Source organism: Pseudomonas azerbaijanorientalis (assembly GCF_019139795.1).
GTDB lineage: Bacteria > Pseudomonadota > Gammaproteobacteria > Pseudomonadales > Pseudomonadaceae > Aquipseudomonas > Aquipseudomonas laurylsulfatiphila.
In genome coordinates this window covers 1,033,619-1,057,789 of sequence record NZ_CP077078.1, presented here as the reverse complement: position 1 = coordinate 1,057,789, position 24,171 = coordinate 1,033,619, and the positions used below count along the sequence as shown (strand labels likewise).

20 protein-coding genes are annotated in these 24,171 nt (G+C 57.9%); 15 read left to right on the top strand and 5 right to left on the bottom strand.

Translation table 11 applies throughout. The annotated features are described in order from the left end of the window. Positions 1–191: 191 nt before the first annotated feature. From KSS91_RS04570 to KSS91_RS04535, 8 genes are all read left to right on the top strand, one after another. Positions 192–1,793 (top strand): ABC transporter substrate-binding protein, encoded by a 1,602-nt coding sequence (locus KSS91_RS04570; protein WP_217837186.1) that lies wholly within the window; start codon positions 192–194, stop codon positions 1,791–1,793. Between the two features lie 173 nt (positions 1,794–1,966). Further along, positions 1,967–3,400 (top strand): OprD family porin, encoded by a 1,434-nt coding sequence (locus KSS91_RS04565; protein ID WP_126049241.1) that lies wholly within the window; start codon positions 1,967–1,969, stop codon positions 3,398–3,400. A gap of 78 nt (positions 3,401–3,478) precedes the next feature. Beyond that, positions 3,479–5,074, top strand: coding sequence for an ABC transporter substrate-binding protein (locus KSS91_RS04560; protein ID WP_217837185.1), 1,596 nt, complete (start codon positions 3,479–3,481; stop codon positions 5,072–5,074). A 73-nt stretch (positions 5,075–5,147) separates the two neighbouring features. After that, positions 5,148–6,158 (top strand): ABC transporter permease subunit, encoded by a 1,011-nt coding sequence (locus tag KSS91_RS04555; RefSeq protein WP_015093471.1) that lies wholly within the window; start codon positions 5,148–5,150, stop codon positions 6,156–6,158. Between the two features lie 10 nt (positions 6,159–6,168). Continuing rightward, positions 6,169–7,080 (top strand): ABC transporter permease subunit, encoded by a 912-nt coding sequence (locus tag KSS91_RS04550; protein ID WP_095965919.1) that lies wholly within the window; start codon positions 6,169–6,171, stop codon positions 7,078–7,080. Between the two features lie 10 nt (positions 7,081–7,090). After that, the gene (locus KSS91_RS04545; protein ID WP_217837184.1) at positions 7,091–8,059 is read left to right on the top strand and encodes an ABC transporter ATP-binding protein; all 969 of its coding nucleotides are present in this window, start codon (positions 7,091–7,093) and stop codon (positions 8,057–8,059) included. Continuing rightward, entirely contained in the window at positions 8,059–9,039 is a 981-nt protein-coding gene (locus tag KSS91_RS04540) for a peptide ABC transporter ATP-binding protein (protein ID WP_007973052.1), read from the top strand. The genes KSS91_RS04545 and KSS91_RS04540 overlap by 1 nt, the downstream gene beginning before the upstream one ends. A gap of 227 nt (positions 9,040–9,266) precedes the next feature. Next, complete coding sequence (locus KSS91_RS04535) at positions 9,267–10,463, top strand: hypothetical protein (protein WP_217837183.1); 1,197 nt, start codon at positions 9,267–9,269, stop codon at positions 10,461–10,463. 185 nt (positions 10,464–10,648) lie between these two features. On the opposite strand, the gene KSS91_RS04530 is transcribed toward KSS91_RS04535, so the two are convergent. The 3 genes from KSS91_RS04530 to KSS91_RS04520 form a co-directional block, all read right to left on the bottom strand. Next, complete coding sequence (locus tag KSS91_RS04530) at positions 10,649–10,900, bottom strand: hypothetical protein (protein WP_126049235.1); 252 nt, start codon at positions 10,898–10,900, stop codon at positions 10,649–10,651. Positions 10,901–11,046: 146 nt separating this feature from the next. After that, entirely contained in the window at positions 11,047–12,282 is a 1,236-nt protein-coding gene (locus KSS91_RS04525; RefSeq protein ID WP_015093466.1) for an MFS transporter, read from the bottom strand. A gap of 206 nt (positions 12,283–12,488) precedes the next feature. Continuing rightward, a complete protein-coding gene (locus tag KSS91_RS04520) occupies positions 12,489–14,072 on the bottom strand; it encodes a peptide chain release factor 3 (RefSeq protein WP_007981495.1) in 1,584 nt (527 codons plus the stop codon). A 555-nt stretch (positions 14,073–14,627) separates the two neighbouring features. Between KSS91_RS04520 and KSS91_RS04515 the strand changes: the two genes are divergently transcribed. The 7 genes from KSS91_RS04515 (at position 14,628) to KSS91_RS04485 (ending at position 22,514) form a co-directional block, all read left to right on the top strand. After that, on the top strand, positions 14,628–15,317 hold the full coding sequence (locus KSS91_RS04515; protein ID WP_217838363.1) for an ABC transporter permease: 690 nt from the start codon (positions 14,628–14,630) through the stop codon (positions 15,315–15,317). A 20-nt stretch (positions 15,318–15,337) separates the two neighbouring features. Continuing rightward, on the top strand, positions 15,338–16,231 hold the full coding sequence (locus KSS91_RS04510; RefSeq protein WP_217837182.1) for a glycine betaine ABC transporter substrate-binding protein: 894 nt from the start codon (positions 15,338–15,340) through the stop codon (positions 16,229–16,231). 12 nt (positions 16,232–16,243) lie between these two features. Beyond that, positions 16,244–16,897, top strand: coding sequence for an ABC transporter permease (locus tag KSS91_RS04505; protein ID WP_217837181.1), 654 nt, complete (start codon positions 16,244–16,246; stop codon positions 16,895–16,897). Further along, positions 16,894–18,051: an osmoprotectant ABC transporter ATP-binding protein OsmV gene (locus tag KSS91_RS04500; RefSeq protein WP_217837180.1), complete on the top strand. Its 1,158-nt coding sequence runs from the start codon at positions 16,894–16,896 to the stop codon at positions 18,049–18,051. Before KSS91_RS04505 ends, KSS91_RS04500 begins: the two co-directional genes overlap by 4 nt. 655 nt (positions 18,052–18,706) lie before the next feature. Further along, positions 18,707–19,870, top strand: coding sequence for a type III PLP-dependent enzyme (locus tag KSS91_RS04495; protein WP_217837179.1), 1,164 nt, complete (start codon positions 18,707–18,709; stop codon positions 19,868–19,870). A 582-nt stretch (positions 19,871–20,452) separates the two neighbouring features. Then, the gene (locus tag KSS91_RS04490) at positions 20,453–21,481 is read left to right on the top strand and encodes an alpha-xenorhabdolysin family binary toxin subunit A (RefSeq protein WP_217837178.1); all 1,029 of its coding nucleotides are present in this window, start codon (positions 20,453–20,455) and stop codon (positions 21,479–21,481) included. A 31-nt stretch (positions 21,482–21,512) separates the two neighbouring features. Further along, on the top strand, positions 21,513–22,514 hold the full coding sequence (locus KSS91_RS04485; protein ID WP_217837177.1) for an alpha-xenorhabdolysin family binary toxin subunit B: 1,002 nt from the start codon (positions 21,513–21,515) through the stop codon (positions 22,512–22,514). 17 nt (positions 22,515–22,531) lie between these two features. Here the strand turns inward: KSS91_RS04485 and KSS91_RS04480 are convergent, their stop codons facing one another. Then, positions 22,532–23,308: a tetratricopeptide repeat protein gene (locus tag KSS91_RS04480; protein ID WP_217837176.1), complete on the bottom strand. Its 777-nt coding sequence runs from the start codon at positions 23,306–23,308 to the stop codon at positions 22,532–22,534. Further along, positions 23,305–23,985, bottom strand: a complete 681-nt coding sequence (locus KSS91_RS04475) for a Fe2+-dependent dioxygenase (RefSeq protein WP_007973074.1) — start codon at positions 23,983–23,985, stop codon at positions 23,305–23,307. The genes KSS91_RS04480 and KSS91_RS04475 overlap by 4 nt, the downstream gene beginning before the upstream one ends. Positions 23,986–24,171: the final 186 nt, after the last annotated feature.

The following is a 24,171-nucleotide window of genomic DNA, read 5'->3' as shown; positions in this document are numbered from 1 at the left end:
GCCATTTCCTACGAGTCTTTAGGACTCTACGCATTTACTGCCGGACCCGTGGCTCATACCGTCGGGATCCGACCAGTGCATGCGTGGGTCATCGGTTATTGCTGCGTGCATGGCTTGAAATCAGTGATGCCTCTACGTCTGCGGACGGGACGACGGCTCATTGACAACACTTTGAGAGAGAAGGGAGCGTTATGCGCCATACCTTGGTTTTATCCGCATTGCTGGGCACCGGCCTGTTGGCCGCCACTTCCGTCAGCCAGGCCGCCAACAACAGCCTGGTATTCTGCTCCGAAGGCAGCCCCGCCGGTTTCGACACGGCGCAGTACACCACCGCGACCGACAACGACGCTGCCGAACCGCTGTACAACCGGCTGGCAGAGTTTGAAAAAGGTGCGACCAACGTCGTACCAGGCCTGGCCACGAGCTGGGACATCTCCGAGGACGGCCTCAAATATACCTTTCACCTGCGCGAAGGGGTGAAGTTTCATACCACCAAATACTTCACGCCAACCCGCGACTTCAACGCCGACGACGTGCTGTTCACCTTCAATCGCATGCTCGATCCGCAACAACCATTCCGTAAGGCTTATCCGACAGAGTTTCCGTACTTCAACGGCATGAGCCTGAACAAGAACATCGCCAAGGTCGAAAAGACCGGGCCACTGACCGTGGTCTTTACACTCAACAGCGTGGACGCCGCGTTCATCCAGAACATCGCCATGAGCTTCGCCGCCATCCTGTCGGCCGAATACGCCGACAAGCTGTTGGCCGAAGGCAAGCCGAGCGACATCAACCAGAAGCCGGTCGGCACCGGGCCGTTCGTGTTCAAGAGCTATCAGAAAGACTCGAACATCCGTTACACCGGCAATAAGCATTACTGGGACCCGAGCCGGGTCAAGCTCGACAACCTGATTTTCGCCATCAACACCGACGCTTCGGTGCGCGTGCAGAAACTCAAGGCCGGCGAGTGCCAGATCACCCTGCACCCGCGCCCTGCCGATGTGCCCGCACTGAAGAACGACCCGGCCCTGCAACTGATCGAGAAGCCTGGCTTCAACCTCGGCTACATCGCCTACAACGTGCGCCACAAACCGTTCGACCAACTTGAAGTACGTCAGGCGCTGGACATGGCAGTAAACAAGCAGGGCATTCTCAATGCCGTTTACCAGGGCGCGGGACAACTGGCGGTCAACGCCATGCCGCCGACCCAATGGTCCTACGACGACACGATCAAGGACGCCGCCTACAACCCGGAGAAAGCCAGGGAATTGCTCAAGGCTGCCGGCGTCAAGGAAGGCACTGAAATCACCCTCTGGGCCATGCCGGTCCAGCGTCCGTACAACCCCAACGCCAAGTTGATGGCCGAAATGCTCCAGGCTGACTGGGCGAAGATTGGTCTCAAGGTCAAGATCGTCAGCTATGAGTGGGGCGAGTACATCAAGCGCACCAAAAATGGCGAGCACGACATCAGCCTGATCGGCTGGACCGGTGACAACGGGGATCCGGACAACTGGCTGGGCACGCTCTACAGCTGCGACGCCATTGGCGGCAACAACTACTCGATGTGGTGTGATCCTGCCTACGACAAGCTGATCAAGCAGGCCAAGGTCGTCACCGACCGAGACCAGCGCACCCTGCTCTACAAACAGGCGCAGCAGTACCTCAAGCAGCAGGTGCCGATCACGCCAGTCGCCCACTCAACGGTCAACCAGCCGCTGAGCGCCAAAATCGAAGGGTTCAAAGTGAGCCCGTTCGGCCGCAATGTGTTCTCGGGTGTCAGCATAGAAAAATAACCGATTAGCCAGAAATGCAGGGGGGCGGATTTTCCGCCCTCACGCAGACGCTTTGCCGTCTTTTGCCAATTTGGCCGACAGCAAACGTTTGCGATGCCGTGAATGAGTTCTAAACCAATAGCCGGATCACAAAAAAAGACCGGTATAAAAAAAGAAAGTAAGGAGCTTTACCCATGAAACTGAGCAGCACCGCGTTATTGGCCCTGGCCATCAGCAGCGTAACCGCCACGGCTTACGCAGAAACCCAAAGCCAGGCTTTCACCCCGGTCACCGTGAACGAGAAGAATGCCCAAAGTGAAGCCACCGGTTTTGTCGAAGGCCAGTCGATCACCGGCACCACGCGTAACTGGTACGCCAATGAACAACTGAAACGTGGTGCAAAATTCAAATACAACGATCACGGCACGCTGACCGATACCGATCGTCGTATCAACTGGGTCCAGGGCACCATCGTCAAATACAACTCCGGTTTCACCGAAGGGACTGTCGGTTTCAGCACCGAAGTGGCGGCTTACAACGCCATCGCACTTGACCAGGATCGTAAAGACCTGGCATCCGGCAACGGTGGCGCACCGGGCACTCGTCCAAGCGCAGGCAACAACCGGACCCTGACCAAAGAAGGCGGCGACGCTCAAGGCCAGTGGAGCAAACTGGGCCTGGCCAACGTCAAGGCCCGTGTCTCCAACACCACCCTGACCGCCGGCCGCATGAACTTCAGCAGCCCGATGGTCGACGTGATCGGTAACCGCGCACTGCCTTCGAGTTTCGAAGGTGTGGCCATCCACAGCGAAGAGCTGAACAACCTGGCCTTCGACCTGGCCACCTTCGACCGCAACTCACCGCGTACCGAAGAAAGCCAGCGCAAATTCCGCACCGAATACGCCAACGGCATCGTCGAGACCGATCACGTCTACACCGGCGGCCTGACCTACACCCCATTTGCCAGCCTGACCACCAGCCTCTGGGCGACCCAGGCGGAAGACATCTGGAACCAGTACTACTTCGGCGCTTCCCACGTTCTGGGCGACAGCCAGGTACTGAGCCTGACCACCGGCCTGAACTACTACAAAACCCAGGACACCGGTAAGGCCCTGATCGGCACTATCGACAACGACACCTATTCCCTGTCGTTCGGCCTGACCCACCAGGCCCACACCCTGACCCTCTCGTACCAGGAAGTGAACGGCAACGAGTATTTCGACTACCTGCACGAAACCAACGGTATCTACCTGGCCAACTCCCTGCTGTCGGACTTCAACGGCCCGAACGAAAAATCGTTCCAGGTTGCCTACGGTCTGAACATGGCCGAATACGGCGTGCCAGGCCTGAAGTTCAACATCTACCAGGCGCGCGGCTGGGGTATCGACGGCACTCACTACACCGGCAACGGCGGCGTGCCAGGCAAGGGTTACGACGGCATCCAGTCCCAGGATGGCGAACACCACTATGAATACGGCATCGGCGCGACCTACGCCGTGCAGAGCGGCCCACTCAAGGCCACCACGATCCGCGGTACCTACACCGCTCACCGTGCCAGCGAAAACCAGGCTGACGGCAGCATCAACGAGTTCCGTCTCGTGACCACGGTTCCGTTCAATATCCTGTAATGCGCGGGCCTGACGGCTGATTCAATGACGAATCGGCCGTTGGGTTTTAGTCCTTTAACTGATTGCAGAGGGTTCTTGATGAAAATGCTTCCCCTACGTGCGGCCATCGCGGCTGCTTTGCTCAGTGTCGCTGTCGGCGTTTCGGCCAAGCCCCTGGTGGTTTGCACCGAAGCCAGCCCTGAAGGCTTCGACATGGTCCAGTACACCACTGCAGTCACCGCCGATGCCGTGGCCGAAACCATCTTCAATCGCCTGGCGGACTTCAAGCCCGGCACCACTGAAGTGATTCCGGCACTGGCCGACTCCTGGGACATCAGTGAAGACGGCCTGAGCTATACGTTCCATCTGCGCAAAGGCGTCAAGTTCCACACCACCGAATACTTCAAGCCGACCCGCGACATGAATGCCGACGACGTGGTCTGGAGCTTCCAGCGCCAGCTGGACCCGAATCATCCGTGGCACAAACTGTCGAGCGTGGGCTTCCCGTACTTTGAAAGCATGGGCTTCAAGGAGCTGCTCAAAAGCGTCGAGAAAGTCGACGACAACACGGTCAAGTTCACCCTGACCCGTCGCGAAGCGCCGTTCCTGGCCGACATCGCCATGGCCTTCTCGTCGATCTACTCCGCCGAGTACGCCGATCAGTTGCTCAAGGCCAACAAGGCCGGCGACCTGAACAACAAGCCAGTCGGCACCGGCCCGTTCGTCTTCCAGCGCTACAACAAGGACGCCCAGGTTCGCTTCAAGGCCAACCCGGATTACTTCCGTGGCAAGCCACCGGCCGATGCGCTGATCCTGGCCATCGCCACCGACAACAACGTACGCCTGCAGAAGCTCAAGGCCAACGAGTGCCAGGTTGCGCTGTATCCGAAACCGGATGACATCCCGAGCATCAAGAAAGACTCGAACCTGAAGGTCGACGAACTGAACGCGATGACCGTTTCCTACATCGCCATGAACACCACGCACAAGTACATGAGTGATGTGCGGGTGCGTAAAGCCATCGACATCGCCTTCGACAAAGAGGCGTACGTCAATGCGTTGTTCGGCAAGGGCAATGCAACGGCCGGGGTCAACCCGTACCCGGACACCCTGCTGGGCTACAACCACGACCTGAAGAACCCGGCCCGTGACCTGGACAAGGCGCGCGCCTTGCTCAAGGAAGCCGGCGTACCGGAAGGCACCACCTTCACCCTGTTCACCCGCAACGGTGGCGGTCCGACCAACCCGAACCCGATGCTCGGCGCGCAGATGATGCAAGCCGACCTGGCCAAGGTCGGGATCAAGATCGACATCCGCGTGATGGAATGGGGTGAGATGCTCAAACGCGCCAAAAACGGCGAGCACGACATGGTTTCCGCCGGATGGGCGGGCGATAACGGCGACCCCGATAACTTCCTTACGCCTATGCTCAGTTGTGAAGCGGCCAAGAACGGAGAAAACTACGCGCGCTGGTGCAATGACAAATTCCAGGCGCTGATCGACCAGGCCCGGGAAAAAACCGATCCGGCCGAACGTGCAGCGCTCTACGAGCAGGCCCAGGTTATTTTTAACCAGGACCAGCCATGGATCAGCATGGCGCACACTAGAATGTTTACCGCGATGCGCAACAACGTAGAGGGCTATCACATTAGCCCCCTCACCACGAACAACTTCGCCACCACCCAGGTGAAGTAGATAAGAAAACTCCCGGCATTCCTGACGCAGGGATGCCGGGCACGCCTAACCGGCTGATGAGGTACACCTTACGATGTTTAGTTTTATTGCCCGCCGACTGGGGTTACTGATCCCCACGTTTTTCGGCATCACCTTGCTGACATTCGCGTTGATTCGCATGATCCCTGGCGACCCCGTGGAAGTCATGATGGGCGAACGCAGAGTCGACCCGGAAATGCACGCTCAGGCAATGGAACGCCTAGGTCTGAACAAACCCCTGTATGCCCAGTACCTGGATTACATCGGCAAACTGGCCCACGGCGACCTCGGAGAATCCCTGCGTACCCGTGAAAGCGTCTGGAACGAATTCACTTCCCTGTTCCCCGCGACCCTGGAGCTATCCATGGCCGCCCTGTTGTTCGCCGGCATCCTGGGCCTTCTGGCCGGGGTGATCGCGGCACTCAAGCGAGGATCCCTGTTCGACCATGGGGTGATGGGTATCTCCCTGGCGGGATACTCGATGCCGATCTTCTGGTGGGGCCTGATCCTGATCATGTTCTTCTCGGTGAGCCTGGGCTGGACCCCGGTGTCCGGAAGGATCGACCTGCTCTACGACATCGAGCCACGCACCGGCTTCATGCTGATCGATACGCTGCTGGCCAACGAGCCGGACGCCTTCTTCGACGCCCTGCACCACCTGATCCTGCCGGCCATTGTGCTGGGTACCATCCCGCTGGCGGTGATCGCGCGGATGACCCGCTCCTCGATGCTCGAAGTACTGCGTGAAGACTACATCCGTACCGCCAAGGCCAAGGGCCTTTCGCCGTCGCGCGTGGTGTTCGTGCACGGTCTGCGTAACGCGCTGATTCCGGTACTGACCGTGGTCGGCCTGCAAGTCGGCACTCTGCTGGCCGGTGCGGTCCTGACCGAAACCATCTTCTCGTGGCCCGGCATCGGCAAATGGCTGATCGAAGCCATTGGCGCCCGGGACTATCCCGTCGTGCAAAACGGCATCCTGTTAATCGCCTGCCTGGTGATTCTGGTCAACTTCGTAGTGGACATTCTCTACGGCTTTGCCAACCCACGCATCCGTCATCAGCGCTGAGATCATGACCATGACCACTCCAATTCCATCGGTAGCAGTCGATCAAAGCCTGCTGTACCCGTCTCCGTACAAAGAATTCTGGCAAGCGTTCTCCAAGAACAAAGGCGCCGTCGCCGGCCTGATGTTCATGCTGCTGGTGATTTTCTGCGCCATCTTCGCCCCGTGGGTCGCCCCCCACGACCCAAGCGAGCAGTACCGCGATTTCCTGCTGACTCCGCCTGCCTGGCTGGAAGGTGGGCAACTGCAGTTCCTGCTCGGCACCGATGAACTGGGCCGCGACCTGCTGTCGCGCCTGATCACTGGCTCGCGCCTGTCGCTGCTGATCGGCTTGTCGTCGGTTGTCATGTCGCTGATCCCGGGGATTCTGCTGGGTCTGTTCGCCGGGTTCTTCCCGCGCGTGCTCGGCCCGACCATCATGCGCCTGATGGACATCATGCTGGCCCTGCCGTCCCTGCTGCTGGCCGTGGCGATCGTCGCCATCCTCGGCCCTGGCCTGATCAACACCGTGATCGCTATCGCCGTGGTATCCCTGCCGTCCTACGTTCGCCTGACCCGCGCTGCGGTGATGGGCGAGCTGAACCGCGACTACGTGACCGCTGCGCGCCTGGCCGGTGCCGGCCTGCCACGCCTGATGTTCGTCACCGTGCTGCCCAACTGCATGGCGCCGCTGATCGTTCAGGCCACCCTGAGTTTCTCTTCGGCGATCCTCGATGCCGCCGCACTGGGCTTCCTCGGCCTTGGCGTACAACCGCCAACCCCTGAGTGGGGCACCATGCTGGCTTCGGCCCGCGACTACATCGAACGCGCCTGGTGGGTGGTGAGCCTGCCTGGTTTGACCATTTTGCTCAGCGTGCTGGCAATCAACTTGATGGGTGACGGCCTGCGCGACGCGCTGGACCCGAAACTCAAGAACGCCGCCTGAGGAGATTCCCATGTCACTGTTAGAAATCAAGAATCTCAACGTTCGCTTCGGCGACAAGAACGCCACGCCAGTGGTCGACGGCCTCGACCTGAAAGTGGACAAGGGCGAAGTGCTGGCCATCGTTGGCGAGTCCGGTTCCGGCAAGTCCGTGACCATGATGGCGCTGATGGGCCTGATCGAGCACCCCGGCATCGTTACCGCCGACTCGCTCAGCTTTGACGGCAAGGACATGCTCAAGCTGAACAATCGCCAGCGTCGACAGATTGTCGGCAAAGACCTGTCCATGGTCTTCCAGGATCCGATGACCGCGCTGAACCCGAGCTACACCGTCGGTTTCCAGATCGAAGAAGTGCTGCGCCTGCACCTGAAAATGTCCAGCAAGGCGGCCCGCAAGCGTGCCATCGAACTGCTGGAAAAAGTTGAAATCCCGGGTGCAGCCAGTCGTATGGACGCCTACCCGCATCAATTGTCCGGCGGTATGAGCCAGCGTGTCGCGATTGCCATGGCGATTGCCGGCGAACCGAAACTGCTGATCGCCGACGAACCGACCACAGCACTCGACGTGACGATTCAGGCGCAGATCATGGACCTGCTGCTGGCGCTGCAGAAAGAGCAGAACATGGGTCTGGTGCTGATCACCCACGACCTCGCGGTCGTGGCCGAAACCGCCCAGCGCGTGTGCGTGATGTACGCCGGCCAGGCGGTCGAAGTCGGTCAGGTGCCGCAACTGTTCGATATTCCGGCACACCCGTACAGCGAAGCGCTGCTCAAGGCGATTCCGGAACACAGCCTGGGGGCCTCGCGCCTGTCGACGCTGCCGGGCATCGTTCCCGGTCGCTACGACCGTCCGCAGGGTTGCCTGCTGTCGCCACGCTGCCCGTACGTGAAAGACAACTGCCGTCAACAACGTCCGGCCCTTGACCAGAAAAGCAACAGCCTCGCTCGCTGCTTCTACCCGCTGAACCAGGAGGTGGCGTAATGGCCGTCGTTCTTACCGCCCGCGACCTGACCCGTCACTACGAGGTGTCCCGAGGCCTGTTCAAGGGTCACGCCACCGTGCGCGCCCTCAACGGCGTGTCGTTCGAACTGGAAGCCGGCAAGACCCTCGCTGTCGTCGGTGAATCCGGTTGCGGCAAATCCACCCTGGCCCGTGCCCTGACCCTGATCGAAGAGCCGTCCTCCGGCTCCTTGAAAATCGCCGGCCAGGAAGTGGCGGGCGCCGACAAGGCCCAGCGCAAGCAACTGCGCAAAGACGTGCAGATGGTGTTCCAGAGCCCGTACGCCTCGTTGAACCCACGGCAGAAGGTCGGTGATCAGTTGGCCGAGCCACTGTTGATCAACACCAACCTGAGCGCTGCGGAACGTCGTGAGAAAGTCCAGGCGATGATGAAGCAGGTGGGCTTGCGTCCCGAGCACTACCAGCGTTATCCGCACATGTTTTCCGGTGGTCAGCGCCAGCGGATCGCCCTGGCTCGCGCGATGATGCTGCAACCCAAAGTGCTGGTGGCAGACGAACCGACCTCGGCGCTGGACGTGTCGATTCAGGCACAGGTGCTCAACCTGTTCATGGATCTGCAGCAAGAGTTCAACACCGCCTACGTGTTCATCTCTCACAACCTGGCGGTGGTTCGCCACGTGGCCGACCATGTGATGGTGATGTACCTGGGTCGCCCGGTGGAAATGGGCACGAAGGAGGACATCTACTCCCGTCCCCTGCACCCCTACACCCAGGCACTGTTGTCGGCGACGCCAGCCATCCACCCGGATCCGGACAAGCCGAAAATCAAGATCGTCGGCGAGTTGCCCAACCCGCTGAACCCACCACCGGGCTGCGCCTTCCACAAGCGCTGCCCGTACGCCACCGCGCGTTGCAGCACTGAAGAGCCGGCCCTGCGCTTGCTCGACAATCGCCAGGTGGCTTGCCACTACGCCGAGCAATTCCTCGACGGCGCGGCATAAAAAAACGCCTCGGTCATTGGGGCGCGCTTGAGTCAACCAAACCCCTTCTCATTCGATTGCGCATCAATCGATACAGGAGGGGTTTTTCTTTTGCCTGTCGAGTGGTGATTGAGCGTCGCTGTTTTGCAGAAGCACACCTGTCAGTCCTGAGAGCTTCGAACGCTCGGCCGTTTTGTTTGAATCCTGTCGGTGAGTCATTCAAAAACTATAAGGACAGGTGAAGCCTCATGGGCACTCAAGCAATAGACGTAATCCTGCTGGACGCGGGTCAACTGGACCCGGAATTTGGTGTGTCTGGACAGATCAGGCCTGACTTTCTGGCGGGCTCGGTCAGGGCCATTGTGTTATCGGCTGAAGGTGAATTGACCTACGCCACTCGGCAGGGGGAAAGTTTCACTGTGTATCGCACCGATTCTGACGGCATCAAGGACAAGGCGTTTGGCAATGACGGGAACACAGGTGAGTGGCAGTTTGTCAGCGGTAAAAAGGCAAGTCCGTCGCGTTTGCTACTGCAAGAGGATCGCAAGATCCTGGTGATCGGTGATACCCGAGAACCCGACGGCATTGGGCGGGCAGCACTGAGGCGCTTTCATGCCAACGGTAGCCCTGACCTGAACTTCGGCAGTGTCGTGATTCCTGTAGCACAGCATGATTATTCCCAAGTGGCATTGATCGACGGTTGCCTGCAGGGGGATGGAAAAATACTTGTGGCGTTCAGCTATTTCATCAGTGAGTCCGAAGGGTCACTGCTGGTTCGCCTGCACAGTAACGGCGAACTCGATACCGGTTTCGGCAATAACGGTTTTGTCGAGATCGAAACCGGGGGCGACTTCATCCGGCTTTGCAGCGTTGTGATTCAAGAGGGAAAAATCGTTGTTGGCGGAACCACTGTGTCCGGTCAGCTCGTTCTTGCACGTTACGACCTGCAGGGGCACGTCGATAAACAATTTGGTGTCGATGGTTTTGCTTTCCTGGCAACAACGGATGGCTCACTCAAAATGAGTCAACTCATCGCACAGGCTGATGGCAAGCTGGTATGTGCCGGCGGTCTCCAGGAGAGCATGGGCATGGCGATGAGGTTTACCGCAGACGGTCACCCCGATAAGGAGTGGAATGGCGGACTTCCTGTATTCACCAACGCCGGTCCTGGAACATTCTGGCGATCCCTGGCCCCGCAACCGGATGGCAAGATGGTCGTGGTCGGTTACAACCGGGCACTCCATATTATCGCTGGCAGGTTGCTGCCCACTGGAGACTATGACACCCACTTCGGCGGGACTGGGTCCGGGTGGGTTTCTTTTGGTCCTTCTGGAGGATTGCCGTGGGATGTGAAGGTCCAGAGCGGTGCTCGCATTATCGTTGGCGGCGAGGCTTTCATCGAAATGGGGAGTCGCGGCCCGGTAGTCTACGGGCTCCAGGCCTGACCCGTTCTCGACGGCGCGGCATAAAAACAGTGGGAGCGGGCTTGCTCGCGAAAGCGGTCTGTCAGTCGACATTGATACTGACTGGCATGACACCTTCGCGAGCAAGCCCGCTCCCACAGGGTTGGAGTTGTAACAGAACCCCCTTCTACCTCTATTGCCTATCAGTCATGCTCGCCATCGAGCGATTACGTCTGGCTGTCGCCTTCTTCATCGGAGTCCGGCTCGTCGGTGGTCGAGTCATCGTCGTTGTCAGCACCACCCTGCCCCAGATCTCCCGGTTCCGATTCGGATTTGGCGAGCATCAACCCCGCGTATCCCGCTTGCCCGCTCGAAGCCTGCTCCCCGTGATCGATGCACTCGGCCCACGCCGTCGACGTCCCGAGCGATAGCATCACCAACACCTTCAACAGCAGAAAAACGCGAAACAACCTGTTCATAGCCGATTCCTTCCTTTCGTGGAGTGCCTGTCTGGCGCTGAGTGAAATCTAGTTCCGATCAGCCGGGTTCTCCAGATTGGACGCTGACGAGCGAGCAGAAATGCGCTCAGTAGAAAGACCGGTTTCAAATATACCCAATAGCCGGATCAACTAAGCGAAACAGTCCGGCGGGGCTGCCCCTCAAGCTTGTCTGGAGCGCGAGGGCGGGTAGCCTGATAAATCATGGGTATGGACAGCAGCGCCAGTGCCGCACTGACCAGCCACACACTGTGCCCGCCAAAGTGGCCGTACAACTGACCGCCAAGCATCGGCGACAACAGCGCGCTCGCACTCCAGCTCATAAAAAACACGCCAAAGTACTGTCCGCTTTTTCCACGTTGCGCATGCTGCATGACCAGTGCATTCAGCGGCGGCATGAACAGCGCCTCGCCCAATGTCCAGACCACCGTCGACAGACAGGCATAGAACAGCCCGGAACCCAACGGCAACATACCGAGCCCACAGGCCAGCAACAGACTGCCCGCCATCAGTTGGCGACGCGTACCCCAGCGTTCGCCCCAATGGGTCAACGGAATCTGTAACGACACCACCAATACGGCATTCAATGCGAACTGCCAGCCGATAGCTTCGGTGCTCAGGCGATAGTAATCACGCAGGTAGTTACCCAGCGTGCTGTAGACAGTGTCGAATGCCATCCCGAGCAAGACCGTCGTCGCCAATAACCAGAGAAAGGGTTTGTCGCGATACGGCACGCATGAGCCTGAGCCGGTGTCAGGTTTCTCATCAGGCACCAGCACCGGTCGGCGCCATGTCGTGCGGACAAACCAGAGCAAGGCCAACAGGGTCATGGCTGCGCTGGCGAAGAACACCCAGCGAAAATCGGTCTGCGCCAAAACGCCGCCCGCCACCCCGGCAACGGCCATTCCGAGGTTCCGGGCGACCCGGCTCAAGGCCTGTGCCCGGGAACGCTGCGCAACCTCGCAATACTCCATGATCAACCGCTGATGCAGCGTACGGATCGCCCCGTCGACGGCCCCACTGAGCAACAGCAACCCGGCCAGCAGCGGAACCTGCGTGACCAGCCCGAGCAGGATCAGAACCCAGATCGACACAAAGAACAGCGCCGCGGTGAGCCGTGCCGTGCGCACATGGTCACTGAGCAAACCACCGAGCATCGAGCCGATCAGCAATCCAGCGCCATAGGCTGACAACAGCCAGCCTACGGTTTCAATAGCCAGCCCCAGTTCCTGACGCAGGTACAGCGCCATGAACAACTTGACCATGCTGCTCAGTCGATTGATGAACAACAGCGCCGCGAGCACCCAGGCCATCACGCCGAAATAGCCGTCCAGCCTCAGCCGATGCGTCATTCCCTTGATCATCAAGATGGCCGCTGTTTGCGAAATGTGTCTTGAACACTAAACGCCAACGACTGACTTGTCGCGGGCAAATCTCCCCATAGGGAAAAACCAGAGGCAGGCTACAAATGAGAAGGAAAAGACCTACGCAATCGCCTCCAGCGCAAAATCAATCCACAAAAAAAGCCCGCTGTTTTCACAGCGGGCTTTCGGGTGTCGCCATTCAGCGCTTAATGATGCTCGCGGGTCGCGCGGAATTTCACGTCCGGCCAGCGCTCTTCCATCAGTGCCAGGTTGACCCGCGTAGGCGCGAGGTAGGTCAGGTGACCGCCGCCGTCCAGTGCCAGGTTTTCCACAGCCTTGTTGGAGAATTCCTCAAGCTTCTTCTTGTCGCTGCATTCGATCCAGCGCGCGGAATAAACAGTGATCGGCTCGTAGGAGCACTCGACCTTGTATTCCTCTTTCAAACGGCTGGCGACCACATCGAATTGCAGCACACCGACGGCGCCGAGGATGATGTCGTTACTGCGTTCCGGGAAGAACACCTGGGTTGCGCCTTCTTCGGCCAACTGCTGCAAGCCCTGGCGCAGTTGCTTGGATTTCAGCGGATCCTTCAGGCGCACGCGTCGGAACAGTTCCGGGGCGAAGTGCGGGATGCCGGTGAAGCCCAGGACTTCGCCTTCGCTGAAGGTGTCGCCGATCTGGATGGTGCCGTGGTTGTGCAGGCCGATGATGTCGCCGGCAAACGCTTCTTCTAGTTGCTCACGCTCGGAGGAGAAGAAGGTCAGCGCGTCGCCGATCCGCACGTCCTTGCCGGTGCGCACATGGCGCATCTTCATGCCTTTTTCGTACTTGCCGGAGCAGATACGCATGAAGGCGATGCGGTCGCGGTGTTTCGGGTCCATGTTCGCCTGGATCTTGAAGATGAAGCCCGAGAACTTCTCTTCCACCGGCTCCACGGTGCGCTCGTTGGCCACCCGGGCCAGCGGGCGCGGAGCCCAATCAACGACGGCGTCGAGGACGTGGTCGACACCGAAGTTGCCCAGCGCCGTACCGAAGAACACCGGGGTCAGCTGACCGTCGAGGAATTCCTGCTGGTTGAACTCGTGGCAGGCGCCCTGCACCAGTTCAAGCTGTTCGAGGAAACGTTCGTACTCGTCACCCAAGTGCGCACGCGCCTCGTCGGAGTCGAGCTTCTCGATGATCTTGGTTTCGGTGCGCTCATGGCCGTGACCGGCGGTGTAGACAATGATGTAGTCGTCGGCGAGGTGATACACGCCTTTGAAGTCACGGTAGCAACCGATCGGCCAGGTGATCGGCGCGGCCTTGATCTTGAGGACGGCTTCGATTTCGTCGAGCAGTTCGATCGGGTCGCGGATATCACGGTCGAGTTTGTTGATGAAGCTGACGATCGGCGTGTCACGCAGACGGCAGACGTCCATCAGGGCGATGGTCCGTGGCTCTACACCTTTACCGCCGTCGAGAACCATCAACGCCGAGTCCACCGCCGTCAGGGTGCGGTAGGTATCTTCGGAGAAGTCTTCGTGGCCCGGGGTGTCGAGCAGGTTGATCATGTGCTCGCGATACGGGAACTGCATGACCGACGTGGTAATGGAAATACCACGCTGCTTTTCCATTTCCATCCAGTCGGAGGTGGCATGGCGGTCGGATTTACGAGATTTCACCGTACCGGCTATCGCGATCGCCTTGCCCATCAGCAAGAGTTTCTCGGTGATGGTGGTCTTACCGGCATCGGGGTGGGAAATAATGGCGAAAGTGCGGCGTTTCGCGACTTCGGCGGCCTGTTTGGTCATGGGAAATCGCCTGGCAGGTGATTCAAAAAAGGGCGGCGAGTATAGCTTAAAAAGTGATCTACGGACCACCGTCCATACACCCCGATCCCCCTGTAGGAGCTGCCGAAGGCTGCGATCCTTTGATCTTCGGCGTCATTGAAAACGCCAAAAGATCGCAGCCTTCGGCAGCTCCTACAGGTGGCCACATGGCATTTAATGTGGGAACCTTTTAAAGCACGGAGACGTCCACTCCCCCGTAACGACCACTCGTCGGGGGCCTGAAACACCTGCAATTCGGCCTGACGAGGCTGTGCTCATGGCTCGATTGCCCTGCGCCACCCCCTGTAGGAGCGAGCCCGCTCGCGATGGACTTCAACGATAACGCTGGGTAGCGAATGTATGCGTTGCCTGGACGTTTTTCGCGAGCAAGCTCGCTCCTACAGTGGAACGCGCTCGGCATGAGCTGCTTCTCGCGATCATTTTTTCGGCAGCCAGGAATGGCGTTGCCACGCGAAAAAGTGTTCGCCGACTGAAAAAAGGAGTCCGCCTGTGGCTATCCGCTATGGCAAAGGGCTGATGGGAGGCGCGTTGGTAATCGCCCTTCTGGCCCTGCTGGTCCAATGGATCGGCATCAACACGATCGAACACTACCGCGACGATTTGCTGTTTTACCTGCAAGCCCATCTGATTCTCGTCCTCGCGTCCATGCTGGCCGCCCTTGTCGTGGGCATCCCCGCCGGTATCTTGCTCAGCCGCCCGTCCATGGTCGGTCGCGCTGAACGTTTCATGCAGCTCTTCAACATCGGCAACACCGTGCCGCCTCTGGCCGTCCTGGCCATCGCCCTGGGCATCCTCGGCATCGGCAGCGGCCCGGCCATCTTCGCCCTGTTCCTCGCCTCCTTGCTGCCCATCGTGCGCAACACTTATGAGGGCCTGAAAAACGTTCAGGGCTCGCTCAAGGAAGCCGCCGTCGGCATCGGCATGACGCCGCACCAGGTGCTGTGGAAAGTCGAGCTGCCGAACGCCGTGCCGATCATCATCGGTGGCGTGCGCGTGGCGTTGGCGATCAATGTCGGGACGGCGCCGCTGGCGTTCCTGATTGGCGCCAACAGTCTTGGCAGCCTGATATTCCCCGGCATTGCCCTGAACAATCAGCCGCAGTTGATGCTCGGTGCCGCATGCACCGCGTTGCTGGCCCTGTTGCTGGACGGCATGGTCACCCTTGGCAGTCGCCTCTGGCTCGAACGCGGCCTGCGCCCGTCTTAAGCCTCGGCAAAGGAAATCTCATGAAAACAACAAGCTTTTTACTAGGCTGCGTTCTGCTGTGCGCAGGATTTGCCCAGGCCGCAGAAAAACCGTTGATCCGCATCGGCGCCCGGGTGTTCACCGAACAAACCCTGCTGGCGGAAATCACCGCGCAATACCTGCGCGCCAAGGGTTACGACGTGCAAGTGACCGGCGGCCTGGGCAGCAATCTAGCCCGCAGTGCCCACGAAAGCGGTCAACTGGACATGCTCTGGGAATACACCGGTGTGTCGCTGGTGGCCTACAACCATGTAACCGAAAAACTCGACAGCGAACAGTCCTACGCGCGGGTAAGAGAACTCGACGCACAAAAAGGCCTGGTCTGGCTCACTCCGTCGAAATTCAGCAACACCTACGCCCTCGCCCTGCCGAAAAACATCGCTGACCAATACCCGCAGATCAACACCATCAGTGAGCTGAACAGGGTGCTGCACAACGAGGCCGAGACCAACAATCTGGTGGCGCTGGATACCGAGTTCGCCAACCGTTCGGACGGACTCGCAGGCATGGTGCAGCTGTACGACATGAACCTGACCCGCAAAAACATCCGGCAGATGGACGCCGGGCTGGTCTATACCGCGCTGCGCAATGGCCAGGTGTTTGCCGGCCTGGTCTACACCACTGATGGTCGCCTCAACGCCTTCAAGCTGAAATTGCTGGAAGACGACAAGCACTACTTCCCCGACTACACCGCCGCGCCCGTGGTGCGTCAGGTCTTCCTCGATGCGCATCCGCAACTGGCTGCACAGCTCAAGCCACTGGCGGGACTGTTCGACGACAACACCATGCGCGAGCTCAACGCGCGGGTGGATGTCGATCACCAGAGTCCTTCAGCCGTGGCCGCCGATTTCCTGCGCCAGCATCCATTGAACTGAGAAGGAGAAGTCATGGAATTCTTGAACGCCTTTTCCCATCTCGACTGGCAACAGGCGATGCATCTGACCGGGCAACACATCACGCTCGTCGGCATTGCCGTGACCCTGGCGATTCTGGTCGGCGTGCCACTGGGCATTTTGATGACGCGTTTCCCGAGCCTCGCCGGGCCTTTGCAGGCCAGTGCAACGGTGCTGCTGACGGTGCCGTCGATTGCCCTGTTCGGCCTGTTGCTGCCGTTCTACTCCAGATTCGGCCAGGGCCTCGGCCCGATGCCAGCGATCACCGCAGTGTTTCTCTATTCACTGCTGCCGATCATGCGTAACACCTACCTGGCCCTGACCAGCGTCGAACCGGGCATCCGCGAAGCGGCGCGCGGCATCGGCATGACGTTCGGCCAGCGCCTGCGCATGGTTGAGCTGCCCATCGCCGTGCCGGTGATCCTTGCCGGCGTACGCACCGCCGTGGTCATGAACATCGGCGTCATGACCATCGCCGCCACCATCGGTGCCGGTGGCCTCGGTGTACTCATCCTCGCTTCCATCAGCCGCAGCGACATGTCGATGCTGATCGTCGGCGCCGTGCTGGTCAGTGTGCTGGCGATCATCGCCGACCTGATCCTGCAAGTACTGCAACGCTCGCTGACTCCAAAAGGACTGCTCAAATGATCGAACTTCAAAACCTCAGCAAGACCTTCCAAAGCAACGGCAAGGATGTGAAAGCCGTGGACTCGGTGAGCCTGACCGTCAATGAAGGCGAAATCTGCGTGTTCCTCGGGCCATCGGGTTGCGGCAAAAGCACCACGCTGAAAATGATCAACCGCCTGATCACTCCGACCTCGGGCAAGATCCTGATCAACGGCGAAGACACCACCGGCCTCGACGAAGTGACGCTGCGCCGCAACATCGGTTACGTGATCCAGCAGATCGGCCTGTTCCCGAACATGACCATCGAAGAGAACATCGTGGTCGTACCGAAACTGCTCGGTTGGGACAAACAGAAATGCCACGACCGCGCCCGCGAATTGATGAGCATGATCAAGCTCGAACCCAAGCAGTACTTGCATCGCTATCCACGGGAGTTGTCCGGTGGTCAGCAACAACGGATCGGCGTGATTCGCGCCTTGGCGGCAGATGCGCCATTGCTGTTGATGGACGAACCGTTCGGCGCGGTCGACCCGATCAACCGCGAGATGATCCAGAACAAATTCTTCGAGATGCAGCGGGCGCTGAACAAGACCGTGATCATGGTCAGCCATGACATCGACGAGGCGATCAAGCTCGGCGACAAGATCGCGATCTTCCGCGCCGGCAAGCTTTTGCAGATCGATCACCCGGACACCTTGCTCGCGCACCCGGCGGATGAGTTTGTCAGCAACTTCGTCGGCCAGGACAGCACGCTCAAGCGCCTGCTGCTGGTGAAAGCCGAAGACGCGGCGGACAACGCGCCCTCCGTCAGCCCGCAAACCCCGGTGGCTGAAGCGCTGGAGTTGATGGACGAACATGACCGTCGCTACGTGGTGGTCACTTGTGCCGAGAATAAAGCCCTGGGTTATGTACGACGCCGCGACCTGCACCGTCAGACCGGTACCTGCGCGCAGTACCAGCGCGAGTTCAACGCCACGGCCGCGTACGACGAGCATTTACGCATCCTGCTATCGCGCATGTACGAGTTCAACCGGTCGTGGTTGCCGGTGATGGATGCCGAGCGGGTGTTTTTGGGTGAGGTGACGCAGGAGTCGATTGCGGCCTACCTGAGTTCGGGACGTTCGCGAGGGATGAAAACCAATATCGTCTCGCCTGCCGAGGCAGTAGTCGCCTGACAGCTTGCTCGGTAAAAATACAAAACCTGTGGGAGCGAGCTTGCTCGCGATAGCATTTTCACAGCCAACTTCGTAGTTGACTGACATAACGCTATCGCGAGCAAGCTCGCTCCCACAGTTTATGTGCAATTTTTCAGGGATTCGCAGGTCGGAAAAAAATATCAACAGCAGCGGATGCAAAAGCTATCCGAACATACCTTTTGAAATAGCCAATTCCCCCCTCAGCCCACCTTCTCGCAGCCAACGTCGCCGATGTTGACGCCATCGCACTTATCCATGACTTAGCGCACATAAGCATCGAACGTGCAGGTATTTTTAACACTTCGCAATTCTTCGGGAACATCCGACTGTCATCTGAGTCGGTTACAAAGAGTGATGCCCGCAACGCGCGTCAGAAGAGTGCAAAAACGCGACATTTTTTGTTGATCTCAAGCCCCTCACGCCCTAAAGTTCGCGCCGAACGTCCATGCTGGAAACGATCCATCCGGCTCAAGTACTGACGACGAGACAGCAAGGCCAAGGGAAAGCTGCACATCCCATGGCCTTTTTGCTTTCGGCGACATGCCTTGGGAAGTAGGCGAACCAAAGTGGGGATACGGAGGACGTTCATTTGCACCCATTGATTACTAACGTTTGCCAGTAGGAGCTCCCAGGTATGTCGATCCAGGTCGAAGACTATTTCGCGCGTGAAACCTTTCAGAAAATGAAGGCGTTCGCCGACAAACAGGAAACCCCGTTCGTGGTGATCGACACCGCAATGATCGCCCAGGCCTACGACGACCTGCGCGCCGGTTTCGAATTCGCCAAGGTCTACTACGCGGTCAAGGCCAACCCGGCCGTCGAAATCATTGACCTGCTCAAAGAGAAAGGCTCGAGCTTCGATATCGCCTCGATCTATGAGCTGGACAAAGTGCTGGGCCGCGGCGTCAGCGCCGACAACATCAGCTACGGCAACACCATCAAGAAGTCCAAGGACATCCGCTACTTCTACGACAAGGGCGTGCGCCTGTTCGCCACCGACTCCGAAGCCGACCTGCGCAACATTGCCAAGGCCGCACCGGGTTCGAAAGTCTACGTGCGTATCCTGACCGAAGGCTCGACCACCGCCGACTGGCCGTTGTCGCGCAAATTCGGCTGCCAGACCGACATGGCCATGGACCTGTTGATCCTCGCTCGCGACCTGGGCCTGGTGCCTTACGGCATCTCGTTCCACGTCGGCTCGCAGCAGCGTGACATCAGCGTCTGGGACGCGGCGATCGCCAAGGTCAAAGTGATCTTCGAGCGCCTGAAAGAAGAAGACGGCATCCACCTGAAGCTGATCAACATGGGCGGCGGCTTCCCGGCCAACTACATTACCCGCACCAACAGCCTGGAGACCTACGCGGAAGAAATCATCCGCTTCCTCAAGGAAGACTTCGGTGATGACCTGCCGGAAATCATCCTGGAACCGGGCCGTTCGCTGATCGCCAACGCCGGCATCCTGGTCAGCGAAGTGGTGCTGGTCGCGCGTAAATCCCGTACCGCGGTAGAGCGTTGGGTGTACACGGACGTGGGCAAGTTCTCCGGCCTGATCGAAACCATGGACGAAGCCATCAAGTTCCCGATCTGGACCGAGAAAAAGGGCGAGATGGAAGAAGTGGTCATCGCCGGCCCTACCTGCGACAGCGCCGACATCATGTACGAAAACTACAAATACGGCCTACCGCTGAACCTGGCCATCGGTGATCGCCTGTACTGGCTGTCGACCGGTGCGTACACCACCAGTTACAGCGCTGTCGAGTTCAATGGTTTCCCGCCGCTGAAATCGTTCTACGTGTAACCCCACGCCGCTTGAAAAAGGCCCATGTATTCATGGGCCTTTTTTATTTGCGTGTGTCCAGACCTCAAGATGGCCAAGCATCGAAACAACTTCCAGGCTGGCGATCTGGAAAGGCTGAACAACCTGAAATCCACCTGACTGACGGGTTGAACGTTGGTGCTGCCAAATTGTTTTCCTGTAAATACATCATTGCCCCACTCCGAATGGCCAGACGATTGTTCTCATACTCCTGATCCGACGCCTTATCTTCTCCGAACTTTTAATATTGACTATTCTTTTGCAGCGCCAATCCGATCATACAGAACGGAAATCAATCAGCGCCGCAAATCAACTTTTCTCGAAACACCACCACACACAAACAATCAAATATAAAAATCAAACACAACCCACTCATGCAGTGCAAAAAATCGTCATCACCGCGCCCTCAATTCAAAACTTTCAAAGAAAAAACAAAAAACAACCAACAACTCGTCACACTCAATACATATACTCAAAATCAACAACAACCTTAAGCTAAGGATTCAAATCACACTTCAAGGAAGTTAAAAGTGCAACCGATTCAAAGTCCATATATCACCAAAAATGACATCAAAAAAAAAAAATTACATTTCTGCCGCCAAAGAGCTACCTCAAAGTACCGAAGACGTTGAAAAACAATTAAAAACAGACCACACCGACATTGTCGGGCTGGAGCTAATAGATATTGTCGAGCTGTATATCTCGATCACAAAAAACGCCAGCCTCTGGGCAGACATCGAGTATTCGATGAAACGTGTGGCCAGTAGTCTGGCAACCTTCTCGGAGGATCTGGAAAGTTTCGGCCAGAACATTATCGACGCCACCGAGACCATGCCCGGCTACATAGACTATCTGGGCACCATCGACTCGCTGACCGAGGAAGAAATCAATAGCCTTCCACCCCTGGAAATCGGCAAGACAGAGAGGAACCGATTTGGCTCCATACAGGAGTCGCTGGCGTTCATTGCAAGTTCGATCGAAGAGAAAAAACTCAGCAGCCAGGACGTCAACGAGCGCCTGAAATATTTCAAGTCTGATCTTAACGATAAGGTTGCGATCAACATTGGCGAAAAACTGAAGCTGGCCAGCGACGAGCAAATCAACCGACAACTCACCGAACTGAATGCCGAAATCGATCTGGCCCAGCAACGAATAGATGAAAAAACCAAAGAGACTGAACCCAACTTTTTCGAGCATATCCTCGGATTTGCCGCTGGCATCAATGGCAGCTCATCGATGTATTACCGTCTGCTCGAGGTGCAGCAGGCAGCCCACTTGCGCCCGCTGATCACTCAACGAGACTTATTGACGGAACAGGTCAAGCAAAAAAACATTCTCGCCGGCACCCTCATGGAATTTCAGACTGGATTGAGCAGTATGTCGATTTATGTAGAGGGCGCTATCCAGAGTACCTCGCAATTGGAGACGCTGTGGATCTCCATTACCGATTACATCAACGCCTCGCAAAACAAAGTTATGGGCATGAATGACTTCCTGACCCTCAGAGGCTTTGTATCGAGCTTCAAGGTTGTTCTTAAAAACTGGAAAACAGTTCAATCCAATTCGAACCAACTGATCAGTGCTTTCGACTAATTCCATCTAATCAATAAAGAAGAGTATTTTCATGACAAACGTTTCCTATGACCAACCCGACCTCGCCCGTATTCAAGAAAGTCGCGAGGCTATTCGTTATCAGGCGATCATTGGCTCCGCTAATCTGTACATCAAAGCCCTGAGCGATGAGTTGCTCGGCTTGAATGCTGCCGTCAGTGAACTGGATCTGACGGCTGCCAACACCATCACTTCGGCAATTTCGGCGCTGGACACGGACGAACTGAATGAAAACCTGCAAGCACTGGTCAATCTCAAAGGTGATGATTCGAACGCTGAAGCTGAAAAAGCACGCAAGGTGTATTCGCAAAACGTCACGCAACTGATCAAGTTGTGCACCGAGCAAATGACCAAGCTGCACTCGTCACTGCACAACGGTGTGTTTGGCGTGCAGAGCATCACCATCAGCAACAACCGTTTCAGGCTCGAAGAACTCGCCGCCGCCAAAATCAATCTGGACGGCGAATACAGCGCCGAGAATATACCTCTGGCTGAATTGAAAGAGGATGAGAATGTTCTGAACCTGGCGATTACAGAGTTTGAAAAGCTGACATTCATTGATCGAATCAAGCCTTTGCTCGAACAACTGAAGGCAATGATCGGCAACAAGCCCAAACCACCTGAAGCTGCAGCGCTGGAAGCCGGACTGATTGTCGCCAACAAGTTTCTCGACGAAGCCAACGAGCTGATCAAATACAACGACCTGATCAATGCGCGACAAATCATCCACACGCGCCTTGCTCAACGTGAGGAGCGCGTGGCGTCACTGGCCAAACAATTGCGGGACAACGACGACATGACTCGCCAGTTGAACGATACACAGAAAGTCGTGCCACACCAGCAAACCTACGTCAGCGAAACCGGTAAGTTGGTGGACGCATTGTCAGCGTTTCTCGGCGCGGTCATGGCTGCGCCCGACGAAGACACCCTGCTCCGCGGCGAGCGAGTGCTTGAACACAGCCAGGCCTTGCGCAATTACCTGATCCCCCTTCAGGGACGCTGGTTGCGCGGCTGATTGATGGCGCCTGCCCTTCAATGGCGATGTAGGGCAGGAACCTCGGCGCCATGGGCCGACAGACGCTGACGGAACTCGGCACCCATGGCGCGTATCTGCGGATGCGGGGACATAAGCAGCGATTCGCTGCTGACCCGCAAGAACTTCAAGCTGCCGATCACTAGCGCCTTGCGAAGCCATTGCAGTGCCTCTTCGATTCGCCCGGTTTCGGCCAGGATCGCGGCGTGACTAAACTGCCCGCGAAAGTCCCCACCCTCGGCGGAACGTCGATACCAGTTGTGCGCCGCTGTCAGATCCATCGGGCACACCCGCCCTTCTTCCAGATAACGTCCCAGCAGGTTCATCGATTTGACGTGGCCGGCTTCAGCGGCGCGTTGATACAGAGCCAGGGCTTGAAGTTGATCCTCAGGCACTCCGCGCCCGGTGGCGAGCAGATTGGCCAGGTTGTACATCGCCCAGTCCAGCCCGGCATCGGCGGCACTTCGATAGTGCCGTGCGGCAATCGACTCATCAGCGACACAACCCCACCCGTGCTCATGGCAACGCCCGAGCATGTTGCGCGCCATCAGGTAACCTTGCCCGGCAGCGATGCCGAACCAGCGCAGGGCCAGAGGCTGATCCTGGGCGATGCCACGGCCGTCGAGCAGGATCTGCCCCAGCAGCGCCTGCGCTTCAACAATGCCCTGGCCCGCAGCGAGAAGAATCGCCTGCGCGGCACGGGCCGGACTTTCTTCAAGCATGGCGCTGAGCTGCGCACCGTCGAGCACTTCCTCACGCCGCAGTTGAAAACTCATACCTCGACCCAGCGACGCAACAGATTGTGATAGGTGCCGGTCAGGCGGATCAGCGATGGATGATCAGGGACATCGCGGGTCAGTTGCTGGATGGCCCCGTCCATCTCGAACAACAGGGCTCGCTGACTGTCTTCGCGCACCAGGCTTTGCGTCCAGAAAAACGAGGCGAGTCGCGTTCCGCGTGTCACCGCGTTGACCTTGTGCAGGCTGGTGCCGGGGTACAGCACCATGTCGCCGGCGGGCAGTTTTACTCGCTGGGTGCCGAAGGTGTCCTGAATCTCCAGCTCGCCGCCGTCGTAATCCTCAGGCTCGCTGAAGAACAGCGTGGCGGACAAATCCGTGCGCACCCGCTCGATGCTGCCTTTGGGCTGACGCACCGCGTTGTCGATATGGAAATCGAAACTGCCACCGGCGGTGTAACAGTTCACCAGCGGAGGAAAGACTTTGTGCGGTAGAGCAGCCGACATGAACAGCGGATTTTTCCACAGCCGCTCCAGCATCGCCGCGCCGATCTCCTTGGCCAACGGGTGGCCTTCCGGCAGTTGCAAATTGTGCTTGGCCTTGGCCGACTGGAAGCCGGCGGTGATCTTGCCATCGGCCCAATCGGCCTGTTCCAGAGCCTCGCGAATGCGCTGCACTTCGTCTTTCTCGAACAGGCCTGGAATGTGCAGCAGCATGACAAGACACCTGAATACGAAAGGGGCGCTAATGGTATTGATTCTTATTGCCCATGTAAAACACATCCGACGAATGAGTCAGCAGAAACCGTAAGGTTAAATTGTAAAGATTGTAAATTCAGTGCGAATAGTAATGTTTCGCAATTGTTACGAATACCTATTTACCCTATATTTCGCGGCCTCAAA